Source organism: Massilia yuzhufengensis (assembly GCF_900112225.1).
In the GTDB taxonomy this organism is placed as follows: domain Bacteria; phylum Pseudomonadota; class Gammaproteobacteria; order Burkholderiales; family Burkholderiaceae_D; genus Telluria; species Telluria yuzhufengensis.
In genome coordinates, this window is sequence record NZ_FOLD01000004.1 from 89,023 (window position 1) to 106,424 (window position 17,402).

A 17,402-nucleotide genomic window follows, 5' to 3' on the forward strand; every position below is an offset into this window, starting at 1 on the left:
TCACGCCGGGGTCCAGCTGCCGGACAGGATCTTTTCCAGCCAGAAGGCGCCGATGATGGTCTTCACATCGGTGATCTCGCCGCGCCGCACCATCTCCAGCAGCTCGGGCACGGTAGCGGTGAAGGTTTCCAGGAATTCGCCGTCGTCGAGCTTTTGCTCGCCATCCACCAGGTCTTCGGCCAGGAACAATTCCAGGTGCTCGTCCGAATAGGCAATGGCGTTGTGGATCGTGCAGACGAAGCGCCACTTGCTGGCCGAGTAGCCGGTCTCTTCTTCCAGTTCGCGCTTGGCGCAGGCAAGGTGGTCTTCGCCCGGATCGATCTTCCCGGCCGGGAACTCAATGAATACCTGGGAATTGGGATAGCGGAACTGGCGTTCCAGCAGCACGCGGCCATCGGGCAGCAGCGGCAGGATCACGACGGCGCCCGGGTGGCGGATCAGCTCGCGGTGGCTGGTCTTGCCATCGGGCAGGCGCACCTGGTCGCGTTCTACTTTGAGGAAGGGGCCGTCATAGACGACCCCGCCGTCGATGCGGGTTTCTTTGAGATTGACCGTCATGCAGGCTCCGTTATTGATACACGTAGGGTAGCCGGCTCTGCCGGCCGCGCGTCCAGACCTGGCATGCGCAGCGCAAGGACGTCGCGAGACGCACACGCCGCGCGAACGCGGCCGGCGAAGCCGGCCACCCTACCTAGCGGCGTTGCTTGCGTAAGTACCGAAGGACGAATCCGGGAAACGCCAGCACCAGGAACAGGCAGCCGGTGATCGCATAGAACTCCCAGTTCTGCGCGAACACGCCACCGATCCGGGATTCCAGGGCGCGCGCCAGGAAGCCGACGACAAAGTATAGAACAATTAACTCAAGCAAGCGCAGGGCAAGCGGCTTGGTGCGCGGGGAGCCGTCACCGGCGGGCCTGGCCTTGAGGGAAACAAGGCCGAACACGCGCTCGGTGAGGAAAGGCAGGTTGGCAGCCGCGATCGACATCGCGACTACCAGCCACACAGCCAGGGAAGAATCCAAGCTGGTCTCTTACTTGGCGAGGGTCGCCTGCATGGCGCTGTAGCACACCGCCAGCAGCCAGCCCGGGATCACGCCCAGCACGATCACGGCCAGGCCGTTGAGCGACATCACCACGCGCATGTCGGCCGGGGTGTGGATCGCCGCGGTGTCGGCTGCGTCGTCGAACCAGATGGTCTTGACGATGCGCAGGTAGTAATACGCGCCCACCAGCGAGAACATCACGGCCACGACGGCCAGCCACACCATGCCTGCGTTGGCCACTGCCTGCAGCACGGCCCACTTGGCCATGAAGCCGACCATCGGCGGCACGCCGGCCAGCGAGAACATCAGGATGGTCATGACGATCGCGAACCACGGCGAGCGCTTGCCGAGGCCCTTGAAGTCCGCAATGTTCTCGGCTTCGTGGCCGGCGCGCGCCAGCATCATGATCAGGCCGAAGCTGCCGACCGTGGTCAGCACGTAGGTGATCATGTAGTAGACCGCGGCGCTGTACGAGGAAGCGGCATCGCTGCTGTCGCCGTTCACGACCCCGGTCATCATGCCGAGCAGGACGAAGCCCATCTGCGCGATGGTCGAATAGGCAAGCATGCGCTTGATGTTGGTCTGGGCGATCGCGGTGATGTTGCCGATCGCCAGCGACAGAACGGCCAGCACCATCAGCATCTGCTGCCAGTCGAAGGCCATGGCAGGCAGGGCTTCGACCAGGATGCGGATGGTCATGGCGAGGGTGGCCAGCTTCGGCGCACCGCCCAGCAGCAAGGTGACCGCGGTCGGCGAACCCTGGTAGACGTCCGGCACCCACATGTGGAACGGGACGGCGCCGAGCTTGAAGGCCAGGCCGGCGACGATGAACACCAGGCCGAACACCAGGATGGTCGGGTTGGCGCCATTGGCGGCGGTGACCTGTCCGATGGTGGTGATGTCGAGCGTGCCGGTGGCGCCGTAGACCATCGAGATGCCATACAGCAGGAAGCCCGAAGCCAGTGCGCCGAGGATGAAGTACTTCATCGCCGCTTCGGTCGAGACCGCGTGATCGCGGCGCAGTGCCACCAGCGCGTATAGCGACAGCGACATCAGTTCCAGGCCCAGGTAGAGCGACAGCATGCTGTTACCCGAGATCATGATCATCTGGCCCAGCATCGAGAACAGGGCGAGCACGTAGAACTCGCCGCCCAGGTTACCGGACATCATGCCGCGGTCGCCCGAATACTGGCGCGAATACACCAGGGTCATGGCGGTGGCCAGGTAGGTGAACAGCTTGAGCAGGTTGCCCAGCGGGTCGGACACGTACATGCCGCTGAAGGTGTACACCGTCGCGCCGGAATTGAAATCGGCGAACGAGAGCACGGCGCAGCCGCCGATGGTCAGCAAGGTCAGCGCGTAGGTCAGGTTGCGCTTGCCTTCCTTCAGGAACATATCGATCAGCAAGATCGCGGAAGCCGCGATCAGCAGGAAGATTTCGGCATAGACCGGCACCAGGTTGGTGTCGGCCGCCGTGAGCAGGGTGGAGTTGATTTCGTTCATGGCTTATTTAGGGCACTTTGCTGACTGCGACGTGTTGCAGGAGGTCCGAGACCGAGACCTGCAGCGTTTCTGCGATAGGCGCCGGGTACAGGCCCATCCACAGGGTGGCGATGGCCAGCACGCCCAGGATGAAGAATTCGCGGCCGTTCAGGTCGGTCAGGGCGGCGACGTTCTTGTTGCCCACCGGGCCGAACACGACGCGCTTGACCATCCACAGCGAGTAGGCCGCGCCCAGGATGAGGGCGGTGCCAGCCAGCAGGCCAGTCCAGAAGTTGAACTCGACGGCGCCCAGGATGACCATGAATTCGCCGATGAAGCCCGAGGTGGCGGGCAGGCCGGCATTGGCCATCGAGAACAGCACGGCGAAGGCGGCGAACTTCGGCATCGTGTTGACCACTCCTCCGTAGTCGGCGATTTCACGCGAGTGCACGCGGTCGTACAGCACGCCGATGCACAGGAACATCGCGCCCGACACGAAGCCGTGCGAGATCGACTGCATCAGGCCGCCCTGCACGCCCATGTCGTTGAAGATGAAGAAGCCCAGGGTCACGAAACCCATGTGCGCGATCGACGAATAGGCGACCAGTTTCTTCATGTCCTTCTGCACTAGGGCCACCAGGCCGATGTAGATCACGGCAATCAAGGAAAGCACGATGACGACCGGGGCCAGGTAGTGCGAGGCGTCCGGGGTGATCGGCAGCGAGAAGCGCAGGAAACCGTAGGCGCCCAACTTCAGCATGATCGCGGCCAGCACCACGGAACCGCCGGTCGGCGCTTCCACGTGGGCGTCCGGCAGCCAGGTGTGCACCGGCCACATCGGCACCTTCACGGCGAAAGCCATGAAGAAGGCCACGAAGATCAGGATCTGCTCGTTGAGCGTGAGCGGCAGCTTGTGCCATTCGAGGATGTCGAAGGAGCCCGAAGCGTTATACAGGTAGACGATCGCGACCAGGGTCAGCAGCGAGCCGAAGAACGTGTACAGGAAGAACTTGAATGCTGCATACACCCGGTTCGGGCCGCCAAACACGCCGATGATGATGTACATCGGGATCAAGGTGGCTTCGAAGAAGAAGTAGAACAGCAAGCCGTCCATCGACACGAACACGCCGATCATCAGGCCCGACAGGATCAGGAAGGAACCCATGTACTGGCCGACGCGCTCGTCGATCACTTCCCAGGCCGCCAGCACCACGATGATGGTGATGAAGGCGGTCAGCGGGACGAACCACAGCGACAGGCCGTCGACGCCGAGCTTGTAGAACACGTTGAAGCGCTCGATCCAGCTGGCCACTTCATAGAACTGCATGCCGTGGGCGGCGCTGTCGAAGTTCATGATCAGCGGCAGGGTCGGCAGGAAGGCGACCACGGCGCCGCTGAGTGCCAGCATCCGGGTCAGCCCCTTGTTGCCTTCGCGTCCGATGGCCAAAATAATCAGGCCGAACAGGATCGGGAGCCAGATCGCCAGGCTCAGGTAAGGAGGAAATGTAGAAATTGACTGCATCATTTTTCGCTTTTCTTATCGTGTCCTGATTAACCGCGCCAGAACGGGAAGAAGTACAGCAGGGTTGCCAGCACGCCGGCGATCATGAAGAACGCGTAGTGATAGATGTAGCCCGTCTGGATGTTCCGCACCACGGTCGAGAACCAGCCGACCAGCTTGGCCGAGCCGTTGACCAGCAGGCCGTCGATCAGGCCACGGTCGCCCACTTTCCACAGGCCGCCGCCCACGGCGCGCGCGCCGCCGGCGAACACTGCCTGGTTGAACTTGTCCATGTAGTACTTGTTGTCCAGCAGGGTGTGCAGGAACTTGAACTTGGCATAGAACCAGGCCGGGACGCGCGGGTTGATCATGTAGCAGTAGTAGGCGGCAACGACACCAGCCAGCGCCAGCCAGAACGGTGCGGTCTGCAGGCCGTGGATCGCCATCGCGGCCGCGCCATGGAACTCTTCGCGCAGGGTCGCCATCGCGGTGTGGTTCTCGCCGATGAAGATCACGTCCTTGAAGAAGTCGCCGTGCAGCATCGGGCCGATCGCCAGGTAACCGATGATCACCGACGGGATCGCCAGCAGGATCAGCGGCAGGGTCACGACCAGCGGCGACTCGTGCGGCTTGTCGCCCGGCTGCAGGCCATGGTGGTGATGGTCGTCGCCATGGTCGTCGTGAGCGTCTTCTTCGTGGTGGGCATCCGAATCATGCCCTTCGCTGTGCTTGACCGGATGGTTCCAGCGCGATTCGCCATGGAACACCAGGAAGTACATGCGGAACGAGTAGAAGGCGGTCACGAACACGCCGGCCAGCACCGCAAAGTTCGCGAAGCCTGCGCCCGGGATGTTCGACGCGTGCACCGCTTCGATGATCGAATCTTTCGAGTAGAAACCGGCGAAGAACGGGGTGCCGATCAGGGCCAGCGAACCGAGCAGCGAAGTGATCCAGGTGATCGGCATGTACTTGCGCAGGCCGCCCATGTTGCGCATGTCCTGGTCATGGTGCATGCCGATGATGACCGAACCGGCGCCAAGGAAGAGCAGCGCCTTGAAGAAGGCGTGGGTCATCAGGTGGAACACGGCCACCGAGTAGGCCGAGGCGCCCAGCGCCACGGTCATGTAGCCCAGCTGCGACAGCGTCGAGTAAGCGACCACGCGCTTGATGTCGTTCTGGATGATGCCCAGGAAGCCCATGAACAGCGCGGTGATCGAACCGATGACGATGACGAAGCTCAAGGCGGTATCGGACAGCTCGAACAGCGGCGACATGCGGGCCACCATGAAGATGCCGGCGGTCACCATGGTCGCGGCGTGGATCAGGGCCGAGATCGGGGTTGGGCCTTCCATCGAGTCCGGCAGCCAGACGTGCAGCGGGAACTGGGCCGATTTGCCCATGGCGCCGATGAACAGGCAGATACAGGCGGCGGTGAGCAGCGGCCAGTCGGTGCCCGGCACCGTCATGGTCGCCAGCGTGGCGCTTTTCGCGAACACTTCGTCGTACTGCATCGAGCCGGCGGCGGCCAGCAGCAGGCCGATACCGAGGATGAAGCCGAAGTCGCCCACGCGATTGACCAGGAAGGCCTTCATGTTGGCGAAGATCGCGGTCGGGCGGGTGTACCAGAAGCCGATCAGCAGGTAAGAGACCAGGCCCACCGCTTCCCAGCCGAAGAACAGCTGCAGGAAGTTGTTGGACATGACCAGCATCAGCATCGAGAACGTGAACAGCGAGATGTACGAGAAGAAGCGGTTATAGCCTTCGTCCTCGGCCATGTAGCCGATCGTGTAGATGTGCACCATCAGCGACACCGAGGTCACCACGCACATCATCATTGCCGACAGCGCGTCGATCTGGAAGCCCACCGCCAGCTTGAGGCCGGCGACGTTCATCCAGGTATAGATGTCGCCATTGAAAGTCGCACCATCCATGACGGCCATCAGGGTCTGCACCGAGATGACCAGCGCAATGAACACGCCGAGGATGGTTGCCGTGTGGGAGACCTTGCGGCCGACCACGTTGCCGAAGAACTTGGTGCCGAGCAGGCCGGCGATTGCCGAGCCCACGAGCGGCGCCAGCGGTACCGCCAGCAGAAGATCAGGATTGAGGATTTGCCCCGCCATATTGAACCTTAGTCGTTATTTTATCTATCCAGCCGAGACCGTCAGCCCTTGAGGCTGTCGAGGTCTTCCACATTGATCGTGTCCAGGTTACGGAACAGGACCACCAGGATCGCCAGGCCAATCGCCGATTCGGCGGCCGCGACGGTCAAAATGAAGAACACGAAGATCTGCCCCGCCGCGTCGCCCAGGTAGTGAGAAAACGCGATGAAGTTCAGGTTCACTGCCAGCAGCATCAGCTCGATGGCCATCAGCAGGATGATGATGTTCTTCCGGTTCATGAAGATACCGATGATCGAGATCGCGAACAGGATCGCGCCCAGGATCAGGTAGTGTGCGAGCGACAAAGTCATGGAGCCTCCTTCGGTGCTGCGGCAGCTGCAGCTTGCGCTGCCGCCTCGACGTTCGCGGCGTCGATCGCGCGCTGGTTGACCGCATCCATCTTGACGATGCGCAGGCGGTCGTTACGCTGGACGCGGACGGCGAGGCCCGGGTCGATTGCTTTGGTGTCCTTGCGCTTGCGCAGGGTCAGGGCGACTGCGGCGACGATCGCCACCAGCAGGATCACGGCGGCGATCTCGAAGCCGTAGATGTACTTGGTGTAGATCAGCAAGCCCAGTTCCTTGGTGCCGCCGATGTTCAGCGCGGCGGCCTCGGCCGACAGATCGGTCAAGTTGTACGCGCGGTACAGCACGGCGGACATTTCCAGCACGATCAATGCCCCGATGGCCGACGCCAGCGGCAGGTAGCCCCAGAAGCCTTCGCGCATGCGGTCGATATTAATGTCGAGCATCATGACGACGAAGAGGAACAGCACCATCACGGCGCCGACATACACCAGCACCAGCACGATGGCCAGGAACTCGGCCTTGAGCAGCAGCCAGATGCCGGCCGCGTTGAAGAAGGCGAGCACCAGGAACAGCGCGGCGTGGACCGAGTTCTTGGTGGTGATGACAAACAGGCTCGCCACCACCATGACGGTGGCGAACACGTAGAACAGACCAGTTGTGAATTCCATGACTTGACAGCCTTTTCTTATCGGTACTTCGCGTCCGCCTCGCGGGCGGCGGCGATGTCGGCTTCATAGCGGTCGCCCACGGCCAGCAGCATCTCTTTGGTGTAGTAGAGGTCGCCGCGTTTCTCGCCGTGGTATTCCAGCACGTGGGTTTCGACGATCGAGTCCACCGGGCAGGATTCTTCGCAGAAGCCGCAGAAGATGCACTTGGTCAGGTCGATGTCGTAGCGCGTGGTGCGGCGGGTGCCGTCCTCGCGCTGGCTCGACTCGATCGTGATCGCCATGGCCGGGCAGACTGCCTCGCACAGCTTGCAGGCGATGCAGCGCTCTTCCCCGTTGGGGTAGCGGCGCAGCGCATGCAGGCCGCGGAAGCGGTTCGACATCGGCGTCTTCTCTTCCGGGTACTGGACCGTGATCTTGCGCGACAGCGCATACTTGCCGGTCAGGGCCAGGCCCTTGAAGAGTTCGGTCAGCATCAGGCTGCCGACGATTTCTTTAATCCGATTCATTTTTCTCTCTTACTTCCAGATGTTCCATGGCGTCTGCATCCAGGCGGCGACGAACACCAGCCAGATCAGGGTCAGCGGAATGAAGACTTTCCAGCCCAGGCGCATGATCTGGTCATAGCGATAGCGCGGGAAGGTGCCGCGGACCCAGATCATCAGCGAAACCAGTGCGAACATCTTCGCGAACAGCCAGAAGAAGCCGACCAGCGGACCGAAGTCGAGGAAAGCGAACGGCGCCGACCAGCCACCCAGGAACATGATCGATGCCAGCGTGGCGATCAGGATCATGTTGGCGTATTCGGCCAGCATGAACATCGCGTAGGACATGCCCGAATATTCCACCATGTGGCCGGCCACGATTTCCGACTCGCCCTCGACCACGTCGAACGGGTGGCGGTTACATTCGGCCAGGCCGGACACGAAGTAGATCACGAACAGCGGGAACAGCGGCAGCCAGTTCCACGACAGGAAGTTCAGGCCCATGCCGGCGAAGGTACCGGCCTGCTGGCCCAGCACGATGTCCGAGAAGTTCAGGCTGCCCGACACCATCAGCACCACGACCATCACGAAGCCCATCGGGATTTCGTAGGAGATCATCTGGGCCGAGGCGCGCATCGCGCCCATGAACGAGTACTTCGAGTTCGAGGCCCAGCCGGCGATGATGATGCCGTAGACTTCCATCGAGGTGATCGCCAGCAGCAGCAGCAGGCCGGCGTTCACGTTGGCCAGTGCGGCTTGCGGGCCGAACGGGACCACCGACCAGGCCGCCAGCGCCGGCATGATGGTCATGATCGGACCGATCACGAACAGGCTGGTGGTGGCCTTGGTCGGGATGACGATTTCCTTGAACAGCAGCTTGACCGCATCGGCGATCGGCTGCAGCAAGCCGCCGGGACCGACGCGGTTCGGACCGACGCGGATCTGGATCCAGCCGATCAGCTTGCGCTCCCACAGGGTGGCGTAGGCGACCAGGCCCATCAGCGGCAGCAGCACGCACAGGATCTTGATCACCGTCCAGATCACTGGCCAGACCGGCGCGATCGGGCTGGCGGCGCCCATGTCATAAAAACTATCGATAAATCCGGGCTGTGCCATTACTTGCCCTCCCCTGCTTTTTCAACCGCTTTTTCCACGTTAATTGCTCCGAACATTGCACCCAGGCCGGCCACGGCCGAATGGCCGGCGGCGACGCGCACGGCGTTCGACGGCAGGCGTGCATCCACGCCGGCAACCAGCACGGCGCTGCCCGAACCCTGGATCACGCGCACGCGGTCACCGTCGACGACGCCGATCTGCTCGGCGATGGCCTTCGAAAGCTTGACCAGCGGCGCGTTGGCGTCGACGGTGCGCTGCAGCGGCTCGGAACGGCGCGCCAGGGCGTCGGTGAAGTAGATCGGCACGTCGGTGACGCGCTCGAACTGGCCGGCGGCGTTGTAGGCGGCAGCCGACGGCGCCAGCCTGGCGACGTTGTTCAGCTTGGCCGACAGGTCGGTATTGCCCTTGCCGATGGCTTCGTCGCGGATCGATTCCGAGGTTTCGTAGTCGAAGCCCGACAGGCCCAGCAGGTTGCCCAGCACGCGCAGCACTTTCCAGGCCGGGCGGGTCTCGCCCAGCGGTTTCACGGTGCCGTTGAAGCTCTGGGCACGGCCTTCGCAGTTCACGAAAGTACCGGCGGTCTCGCTGAACGGCGCGATCGGCAGCAGCACGTCGGCGAAGTCCATGCCGTGCTTGAAGGCCGACATCGCGACGACCATCTCGGCGCCATCGAGGCAGGCGCGCGCCTGCTGCGGATTGGCCGCATCGAGTTCCGGCTCCGCGTTCAGCAGCACATAGGCCTTCTTCGGCGTGGCGAACACGGCTTCCTTGCCGGTGGCGCCAACGATGTGGCCGCCGACGGTGTTCGCTGCTTCGACCAGGTAGCCGAAGCTGCAGCCGGTCTGTTCGGCGATCCATTGCGCCGCAGCGTGGATCTTGGCCGCTTCCGGATGGTGCGCAGCCGAGTTACCCAGCAGGATCGCGCCAGGGAAATCGTTGCCGGTCAGCGACTCGGCGATGGCTTTCGCCGCGTTGCCCACTTCCGTGTTTTCGAAACCGGCCGGGGCAGCACTGCCCTTGGCGCCGGCAATCGCCGACACCACTTCCGACAGCGCAGCCAGCCAGTCGCCCGGCGCTGCGATCAGTTTGTTCGCAACCGGCATCAGCAGGTCGTCGTCAAGCGCTTGCAGCAGCGACAGCTTGGCGCCGCCCTTGGTGGCGGTGCGCAGGCGCGTGGCGACCAGCGGATGGTCCTTGCGCAGCGAGGAACCGATGACGAAGGCGCGCTTCAGGGCCGAGATGCCGGTGATCGGCATGCCCAGCCATGGCGTGACCTGGCCGTCGAGCGAGAAGTCGGTCTGGCGCAGGCGGAACTCGATGTTGTCGGAACCGATGCCGCGCACGGTCTTGTTGAGCAGGTAGAGCTCTTCCAGCGTCGAGTGCGCAGTGGCGACGGCGGCGATGCTGTCCGCGCCATGCTCATGACGGATGTTGCGCAGGCCGTGGGCCACGTATTCGAGCGCGGTCTGCCAGTCGGTTTCCTGCCACACGCCGCCCTGCTTGAGCATCGGGGTCGTCAGGCGATCGGCATTGTCCAGCGCTTCGTAGGAGAAGCGGTCCTTGTCCGAGATCCAGCATTCGTTGATCGCTTCGTTTTCCAGCGGCAGCACGCGCATGACCTTGCCGCCCTTGACCTGGACGATCAGGTTGGTGCCGAGCGAATCGTGCGGCGACACCGACTTGCGGCGCGACAGTTCCCAGGACCTAGCCGAGTAGCGGAATGGCTTGCTGGTGAGCGCGCCGACCGGGCACAGGTCGATCATGTTGCCGGACACTTCCGAGTCGACAGTCTTGCCCACAAACGTCGTGATTTCCGAGTGCTCGCCACGGCCGACCATCCCGAATTCCATCACGCCGGCCACTTCCTGGCCGAACCGCACGCAGCGGGTGCACTGGATGCAGCGCGCCATCTCTTCCATCGAGATCAGCGGGCCGGCCTCTTTCGGGGCCACCACGCGCTTTTCTTCGTCGTAGCGCGAATTGCTCTTGCCATAGCCGACGGCCAGATCCTGCAGCTGGCATTCGCCGCCCTGGTCGCAGATCGGGCAATCCAGCGGGTGGTTAATGAGCAGGAATTCCATCACCGACTTCTGCGCCTGCACCGCCTTGTCGCTGTGGGTGCGCACGATCATGCCGGGCGAGACCGGGGTCGCGCAGGCAGGCATCGGTTTCGGCGCCTTTTCCACTTCGACCAGGCACATGCGGCAGTTCGCAGCGATCGACAATTTCTTGTGATAGCAGAAGTGCGGAATGTAAGTTCCGAGTTTGTTTGCGGCGTCCATCACCATGGAACCTGGTGCGACTTCGACTTTTTTGCCGTCTAATTCAATTTCAACCATTTGATCGTTACCTGACCTGGTTTAAAGGTATGCGGGCACGAGACAGTGCTTGTGCTCGATGTGATATTCGAATTCCTCGCGGAAGTTCTTGATCATCGCTTCCACTGGCATCGCCGCGGCATCACCGAGGGCGCAAATGGTGCGGCCCTTGATGTTGAAGGCGATGTTGTTCAGCAGGTCCATGTCTTCCGGACGGCCTTTGCCGTTTTCAATGCGGTGCACCATGCGGTACATCCAGCCGGTGCCTTCGCGGCAAGGCGTGCACTGGCCGCAGGACTCTTCGTAATAGAAGTACGACAGGCGCAGCAGCGACTTGACCATGCAGCGGGTCTCGTCCATGACGATCACGGCGCCCGAACCGAGCATCGAGCCGGCCTTGGCGATCGAGTCGTAGTCCAGGTCGGTGTCCATCATGACGTCGCCGCGCACGACCGGCGCCGACGAACCGCCAGGAATCACGGCCTTGATCTTCTTGCCGCCGCGCATACCACCGGCCAGCTCCATCAGCTTGGCGAACGGGGTGCCCAGTGGGACTTCGTAATTGCCCGGACGCTCGACGTCGCCCGAGATCGAGAAGATCTTGGTGCCGCCGTTGTTCGGCTTGCCCAGCGCCATGTAGTTCTCGGCGCCGAGGTTCAGCAGGAACGGAACGGCTGCGAAGGTCTCGGTGTTGTTGATCGTGGTCGGCTTGCCGTACAGGCCGAACGAGGCCGGGAACGGCGGCTTGAAGCGCGGCTGTCCCTTCTTGCCTTCGAGCGACTCGAGCAGCGCGGTTTCTTCGCCGCAGATGTAGGCGCCGTAGCCGTGGTGGGCGTGCAGCTGGAAGCTGAACGACGACCCCATGATGTTATCGCCCAGGAAACCGGCGGCGCGCGCCTCTTCCAGTGCCTCTTCGAAGCGCAGGTATTCCGCGAAGATCTCGCCGTGGATGTAGTTGTAGCCCACGGTGATGCCCATCGCGTAGGCGCCGATGGCCATGCCTTCGATCAGCGCGTGCGGGTTATAACGGATGATGTCGCGGTCCTTGAAGGTACCCGGCTCGCCTTCGTCCGTATTGCAAACCAAGTATTTCTGGCCCGGGTACTGGCGCGGCATGAAGCTCCACTTCAGGCCGGTCGGGAAACCGGCGCCGCCGCGGCCGCGCAGGCCCGAGGCCTTCAGGTCGGCGATGATCTGTTCCGGCGAGATGCCTTCTTCGATGATCTTGCGCAGCGCCGAATAGCCGCCACGTTTCACGTAGTCGGCCAGGTGCCAGTTCTCGCCGTTGAGGTCCTTGAGGATCAGCGGATTGATGTGACGGTCGTGCAGGCTGGTCATTTGTTCAGTTCCTCAAGCAGGGCGTCGATCTTCTCGTCGCTCATGAACGAGCACATCTGGTGGTTGTTCACCAGCATGACGGGCGCGTCGCCGCAGGCGCCCATGCACTCGCCTTCCATCAGCGTGAACTTGCCGTCCGCCGTGGTGTCGCGGAAGCCGATGCCCAGCGCGTCCTTGATGCGCTTGGCGGCGCGTTCGCCGCCCGACAGCGCGCATGGCAGGTTGGTGCACACGGTGATCTTGTGCTGGCCGACCGGCTTGATGTTGTACATGTTGTAGAAGGTCGCCACTTCCTGCACGGCGATGGCCGGCATGCCGATGTAGTCGGCGACTTCCTGCATGGTGTCCGGCGACAGCCAGCCCAGTTCGACCTGGGCGTGGGCCAGCGAGGCCATCACGGCCGACTGGCGCTGGTCGGCCGGGTACTTGGCCAGCTCGCGATCGATTTTTTTATAGCATTCCTGCGATAACATAATTCTTCCTCTTACCGGTCGATACTGCCGAACACGATGTCCTGCGTGCCGATGATGGTGACGGCGTCGGCGATCATGTGGCCGCGCGCCATTTCGTCCAGGCTCTGCAGGTGGGCATAGTCCGGGGTGCGGATCTTCAGGCGGTACGGCTTGTTGGCGCCGTCCGACACGATGTAGATGCCGAACTCGCCCTTCGGGTGCTCGATCGCGGCATACGCCTCGCCTTCGGGCACGTGGAAGCCTTCGGTGAACAGCTTGAAGTGGTGGATCAGCGATTCCATGTTGGACTTCATGTCCATCCGGTTCGGCGGCACGATCTTGTGGTTGTCGATCATGACCGGGCCCGGGTTGGTGGCCAGCCAGGCGACGCACTGCTTGATGATGCGGTTCGACTGGCGCATCTCTTCGATGCGCACCAGGTAGCGGTCATACGAGTCGCCATTGGTGCCCACCGGGATGTCGAAGTCCATCTTGTCGTAGACGGCGTAGGGCTGCTGCTTGCGCAGGTCCCAGGCCACGCCCGAACCGCGCAGCATGGCGCCGGTGAAGCCCATGGCCTTCGCGTCTTCCGGCGACACCACGCCGATGCCGACCGTGCGCTGTTTCCAGATACGGTTATCGGTCAGCAGGGTCTCGTATTCGTCGACATAGCCGTCGAAGCGCTTGGTGAACGCGCTGATGAAGTCGAGCACCGAACCCTGGCGGTCTTCGTTCAGGGCGTCGATGGCTTTCTTCGAACGGATCGGCGATTCGCGGTGCTGCGGCATGCGGTCCGGCAGGTCGCGGTAGACGCCGCCCGGGCGGTAGTAGGCCGCGTGCATGCGCGCGCCCGACACCGCCTCGTAGACGTCGAACAGGTCTTCACGGTCGCGGAAGGCGTACAGGAACGGACCCATGGCGCCGATGTCGAGCGCGTGCGCGCCCAGCCACATCAGGTGGTTCAGGATGCGGGTGATCTCGTCGAACATGACGCGGATGTACTGCGCGCGCACCGGGGCTTCCACGCCCAGCAGCTTTTCCACGGCCAGCACGTAGCCGTGCTCGTTGCACATCATCGACACGTAGTCGAGGCGGTCCATGTACGGGACCGACTGCAGGTAGGTGCGGGTCTCGGCCAGCTTCTCGGTGCCGCGGTGCAGCAGGCCGATGTGCGGGTCGGCGCGCTGGATCACTTCGCCGTCCAGCTCCAGCACCAGGCGCAGCACGCCGTGCGCTGCCGGGTGCTGCGGACCAAAGTTCAGGGTGTAATTCTTAAGCTCAGCCATTATTTCGTCCCGTAGGTTTCTTCGCGGATCACGCGCGGGATGTTCTCGCGCGGTTCGATCGTCACCGGCTGGTAGATCACGCGTTTCTGTTCTGGGTCGTAGCGCATTTCGACGTAACCCGTGATCGGGAAGTCCTTGCGGAACGGGTGGCCGATGAAGCCGTAGTCGGTCAGGATGCGGCGCAGGTCGCCGTGGCCGTCGAACAGGATGCCGAACAAATCGAAGGCTTCGCGTTCGTACCAGTTGGCGGCGCGCCAGATGCCGGTGACCGACTCCACCAGCGGCATGTCGTCGTCCGGGCAGAACACGCGCACGCGCACGCGCCAGTTGTGTTCGACCGACAGCAGGTGGGTGGTGACGGCGAAACGCAGGCCGTCCCAGGTGCCTTCGCCGTACTGCGAATAGTCGACGCCGCAAAGGTCGATCAGCTGTTCGAAGGCCAGGCTTGGCGCATCGCGCAGGGTCTGCATCGATGCCAGGTAGTCGGCGGCCTTGACCACCACAGTTACTTCGCCCAGCGCCGAACTAATGGCAGCGCCCTCGCCCAGAGCATGTTTCAGGGCGAGTTCAAGGGATTCGAGTTTAGTCGTCATGGTGTGTCGCTGTTCTTAGCGCGCGATGGTGTTGGTGCGCTTGATCTTGTTCTGCAGCTGCATGATGCCGTACAGCAGGGCTTCCGCAGTCGGCGGGCAGCCCGGCACGTAGACGTCGACCGGGACGATGCGGTCGCAACCGCGCACCACCGAATACGAGTAGTGGTAGTAGCCGCCGCCATTGGCGCAGGAACCCATCGAGATCACCCAGCGCGGCTCGGCCATCTGGTCGTACACCTTGCGCAGCGCCGGCGCCATCTTGTTGCACAGCGTGCCGGCGACAATCATGACGTCGGACTGGCGCGGCGATGGGCGGAACACAATGCCAAAACGGTCGAGATCGTAGCGGGCTGCGCCCACATGCATCATCTCGACCGCGCAGCAAGCCAGGCCGAACGTCATCGGGAACATCGACCCGGTACGCGCCCAGTTGATCAGCTTATCGGCTGTGGTGGTAATGAAACCTTCGTTTAATACGCCTTCAATTGCCATGGCTTATTCCCAATCAAGGGCACCTTTCTTCCAGATGTACCAGAAACCGACGACGAATTCGGCGATAAACACCATCATCGTGACAAAGCCGGTCCAGCCCAGTTCGCGCATCGAGACGCCCCATGGGAAGAAGAATGCCGTTTCCAGATCAAACAAAATAAACAGGATCGCGACCAGGTAGTACCGGACGTCGAACTTCATGCGCGCGTCTTCGAAGGCTTCGAAGCCGCATTCATACGGGGACAGCTTGGCTGCGTCGGGACGGTGCGGACCGAGCAGGCGGCCGAGCACCTGGGGAGCGACACCAACGCCGACGCCAATCAGGATAAAGAGAAGAACGGGGAAATAATTTTCGAGGTTCACGTTGAAGCCTATCTGAACGATCGGTTAATGAAACACTGCAGGGCTGCAGCGCCGATTCGAACGGCCGATCGTGCGACTTCCACAATGACCACCCGAATCGTAAAAAAAGCCAGCGCAGGCAGGAGAGCGATTGCTCGTTGCGCCCTTGCTGGCTTCTTTGCATCTTGGTGCCGACGGCGAGACTCGAACTCGCACAGCTTGCGCCACTACCCCCTCAAGATAGCGTGTCTACCAATTTCACCACGTCGGCTGGAGACCAGTATTTTACCCTGCTTTAGCACTACTTTTCAATGCACAAATTGCGCTATCACAAGGAAATTACGCAATTACTCAACAATTTCTTGAGGCTTGCCGAACTTTACAGCAGGGTCGGCAGCATTGACTGGGAATTACGCCCAGGCTACGGGCAAAGGGCCCCACAGCGAGCCGCATTCTACCCCTAAACGCGAACCGGCGTGCGGCGCGTTCAGGATCACAATATTGCTTACTTGGTAGCGGGCGCCGGTGCGGCTGGCACGGCGGCGGCCGGGGCCGGTGCGGCGGCGGCAGGAACGTCGTTCACCGGTGCGGCCGGGGCCGTAGCCGCCGGAGCGGCTGCCGGCACGTCGTTCGGGATACCCGAAGCCGGCGCCTGCTTGACCGGCACGGTCACGCGGTCCATCACGCCGCCGTCGGGGCCGCTGCTGCGGGTGTTGCTGAAATATGCCAGCGCCAGGGTCGAGGCGAAGAAGATGGCGGCGGCAACGGCGGTCGACTTCGACAGGAAGTTCGAGGAGCCCGAGGCGCCGAACAGGCTGCCCGAGGCGCCCGAACCGAAGGCGGCGCCCATGTCGGCGCCCTTGCCGTGCTGGACCAGCACCAGGCCGATGATGGCCAGGGCCGAAATAACCTGCACAACAATAACCAGATTCAACAGGGTGTTCATTGCAATTCCATTTCCAAGTTAACGACGTGTTTAAATTCTGTACTGTAAATTAAGGTGCGGCGCGGATGATGCTGAGGAAATCCGCCGCTTTCAGCGCGGCGCCACCGATCAGGCCGCCGTCGATGTCCGGCTGCGCCATCAGGTCCGCCGCATTATCCGGCTTCATGCTGCCGCCGTACAGCACCAGCGTGTTTTCCGCGGCCTCGGCGTTGCAGGCACGCAGCTTTTCGCGCAGGGCGGCGTGGACTTCCTGGGCCATTTCCGGGGTGGCGGTCTTGCCGGTGCCGATCGCCCACACGGGCTCGTAGGCGACGACGATCCGGGCCACGGCGTCCTGGCCAATCTTGTCCAGCACCGCGCCGAGCTGGGCGCCGACCACTTCCATGGTCTGCCCTGCTTCGCGCTGCGCCAGCGTTTCGCCGACGCAGACGATCGGGGTCATGCCCGCGTCCAGCAGCGCCTTGGTCTTCTTCGCCACCAGTTCGTCCGACTCGCCATGGTAGGCGCGGCGCTCGGAATGGCCGACGATGACGTAGCGGCAACCGAACTCCTCCAGCATCGCCGCGCAGACTTCGCCCGTGTACGCGCCGCTCGGCTGGCACGACACGTCCTGGGCGCCCCAGGCGAGCAGGCTGCCCTGCAGGAGGTCCTGGCACTGGTACAGGTAGGGAGCGGGCACGCAGACCGCAGCGGCGGCCTTCGCATTGGCCAGTCCATCGAGAATTCCGGTGAGCAACGTGGCGTTGGCCGCACGGCTGCCGTTCATCTTCCAGTTACCTACGACGAGTTTCTGACGCATAGAAGCCCATGTTTTTAATTAACCCGCTATTCTAGCGGTCGAATATGTGGCGGTCAAACAATGGCTGAGCTAAGC

At 62.5% G+C, this 17,402-nt stretch carries 18 protein-coding genes and 1 tRNA gene; all 19 read right to left on the reverse strand.

The features are described from left to right. The 19 genes from BM031_RS05145 to tpiA all read right to left on the reverse strand — a co-directional run bounded on the left by BM031_RS05145 (nucleotide 1) and on the right by tpiA (nucleotide 17,327). Complete coding sequence (locus tag BM031_RS05145; protein ID WP_091872003.1) at nucleotides 1-558, reverse strand: NUDIX domain-containing protein; 558 nt, start codon at nucleotides 556-558, stop codon at nucleotides 1-3. 133 nt (nucleotides 559-691) lie between these two features. Then, entirely contained in the window at nucleotides 692-1,021 is a 330-nt protein-coding gene (locus tag BM031_RS05150) for a DUF2818 family protein (RefSeq protein WP_091872006.1), read from the reverse strand. A gap of 9 nt (nucleotides 1,022-1,030) precedes the next feature. Beyond that, the gene (gene nuoN, locus BM031_RS05155; RefSeq protein ID WP_091872009.1) at nucleotides 1,031-2,545 is read right to left on the reverse strand and encodes an NADH-quinone oxidoreductase subunit NuoN; all 1,515 of its coding nucleotides are present in this window, start codon (nucleotides 2,543-2,545) and stop codon (nucleotides 1,031-1,033) included. A 7-nt stretch (nucleotides 2,546-2,552) separates the two neighbouring features. Further along, on the reverse strand, nucleotides 2,553-4,049 hold the full coding sequence (locus BM031_RS05160; protein WP_091872012.1) for an NADH-quinone oxidoreductase subunit M: 1,497 nt from the start codon (nucleotides 4,047-4,049) through the stop codon (nucleotides 2,553-2,555). 26 nt (nucleotides 4,050-4,075) lie between these two features. Next, nucleotides 4,076-6,148 carry an NADH-quinone oxidoreductase subunit L gene (nuoL, locus tag BM031_RS05165; protein WP_091872014.1) on the reverse strand — a complete coding sequence of 691 codons (2,073 nt, stop codon included), beginning with the start codon at nucleotides 6,146-6,148 and terminating at the stop codon, nucleotides 4,076-4,078. Nucleotides 6,149-6,189: 41 nt separating this feature from the next. Further along, nucleotides 6,190-6,498, reverse strand: coding sequence for an NADH-quinone oxidoreductase subunit NuoK (gene nuoK, locus BM031_RS05170; protein WP_091872017.1), 309 nt, complete (start codon nucleotides 6,496-6,498; stop codon nucleotides 6,190-6,192). Further along, the gene (locus tag BM031_RS05175) at nucleotides 6,495-7,163 is read right to left on the reverse strand and encodes an NADH-quinone oxidoreductase subunit J (protein ID WP_091872019.1); all 669 of its coding nucleotides are present in this window, start codon (nucleotides 7,161-7,163) and stop codon (nucleotides 6,495-6,497) included. Before BM031_RS05175 ends, nuoK begins: the two co-directional genes overlap by 4 nt. 17 nt (nucleotides 7,164-7,180) lie before the next feature. After that, nucleotides 7,181-7,669, reverse strand: coding sequence for an NADH-quinone oxidoreductase subunit NuoI (gene nuoI / locus BM031_RS05180; RefSeq protein WP_091872022.1), 489 nt, complete (start codon nucleotides 7,667-7,669; stop codon nucleotides 7,181-7,183). A gap of 9 nt (nucleotides 7,670-7,678) precedes the next feature. Then, nucleotides 7,679-8,761 (reverse strand): NADH-quinone oxidoreductase subunit NuoH, encoded by a 1,083-nt coding sequence (gene nuoH, locus BM031_RS05185; RefSeq protein WP_091872025.1) that lies wholly within the window; start codon nucleotides 8,759-8,761, stop codon nucleotides 7,679-7,681. Further along, nucleotides 8,761-11,100 (reverse strand): NADH-quinone oxidoreductase subunit NuoG, encoded by a 2,340-nt coding sequence (gene nuoG, locus BM031_RS05190; protein WP_091872027.1) that lies wholly within the window; start codon nucleotides 11,098-11,100, stop codon nucleotides 8,761-8,763. Before nuoG ends, nuoH begins: the two co-directional genes overlap by 1 nt. Nucleotides 11,101-11,121: 21 nt before the next feature. After that, nucleotides 11,122-12,417: an NADH-quinone oxidoreductase subunit NuoF gene (gene nuoF, locus BM031_RS05195; RefSeq protein ID WP_091872030.1), complete on the reverse strand. Its 1,296-nt coding sequence runs from the start codon at nucleotides 12,415-12,417 to the stop codon at nucleotides 11,122-11,124. Beyond that, a complete protein-coding gene (gene nuoE, locus BM031_RS05200) occupies nucleotides 12,414-12,890 on the reverse strand; it encodes an NADH-quinone oxidoreductase subunit NuoE (protein ID WP_091872033.1) in 477 nt (158 codons plus the stop codon). Before nuoE ends, nuoF begins: the two co-directional genes overlap by 4 nt. An 11-nt stretch (nucleotides 12,891-12,901) precedes the next feature. Continuing rightward, nucleotides 12,902-14,155 (reverse strand): NADH-quinone oxidoreductase subunit D, encoded by a 1,254-nt coding sequence (locus BM031_RS05205; RefSeq protein ID WP_091872035.1) that lies wholly within the window; start codon nucleotides 14,153-14,155, stop codon nucleotides 12,902-12,904. After that, entirely contained in the window at nucleotides 14,155-14,748 is a 594-nt protein-coding gene (locus BM031_RS05210; RefSeq protein ID WP_091872038.1) for an NADH-quinone oxidoreductase subunit C, read from the reverse strand. Before BM031_RS05210 ends, BM031_RS05205 begins: the two co-directional genes overlap by 1 nt. A 15-nt stretch (nucleotides 14,749-14,763) precedes the next feature. Continuing rightward, the gene (locus tag BM031_RS05215) at nucleotides 14,764-15,240 is read right to left on the reverse strand and encodes a NuoB/complex I 20 kDa subunit family protein (protein WP_020654624.1); all 477 of its coding nucleotides are present in this window, start codon (nucleotides 15,238-15,240) and stop codon (nucleotides 14,764-14,766) included. Nucleotides 15,241-15,243: 3 nt separating this feature from the next. Next, nucleotides 15,244-15,603, reverse strand: coding sequence for an NADH-quinone oxidoreductase subunit A (locus BM031_RS05220; protein WP_026354735.1), 360 nt, complete (start codon nucleotides 15,601-15,603; stop codon nucleotides 15,244-15,246). A gap of 165 nt (nucleotides 15,604-15,768) precedes the next feature. Then, nucleotides 15,769-15,853 (reverse strand) — tRNA-Leu (locus tag BM031_RS05225). 234 nt (nucleotides 15,854-16,087) lie between these two features. After that, nucleotides 16,088-16,528, reverse strand: coding sequence for a preprotein translocase subunit SecG (secG, locus tag BM031_RS05230; protein ID WP_091872040.1), 441 nt, complete (start codon nucleotides 16,526-16,528; stop codon nucleotides 16,088-16,090). 49 nt (nucleotides 16,529-16,577) lie between these two features. Next, the gene (gene tpiA / locus BM031_RS05235; protein ID WP_091872043.1) at nucleotides 16,578-17,327 is read right to left on the reverse strand and encodes a triose-phosphate isomerase; all 750 of its coding nucleotides are present in this window, start codon (nucleotides 17,325-17,327) and stop codon (nucleotides 16,578-16,580) included. Nucleotides 17,328-17,402: the final 75 nt, after the last annotated feature.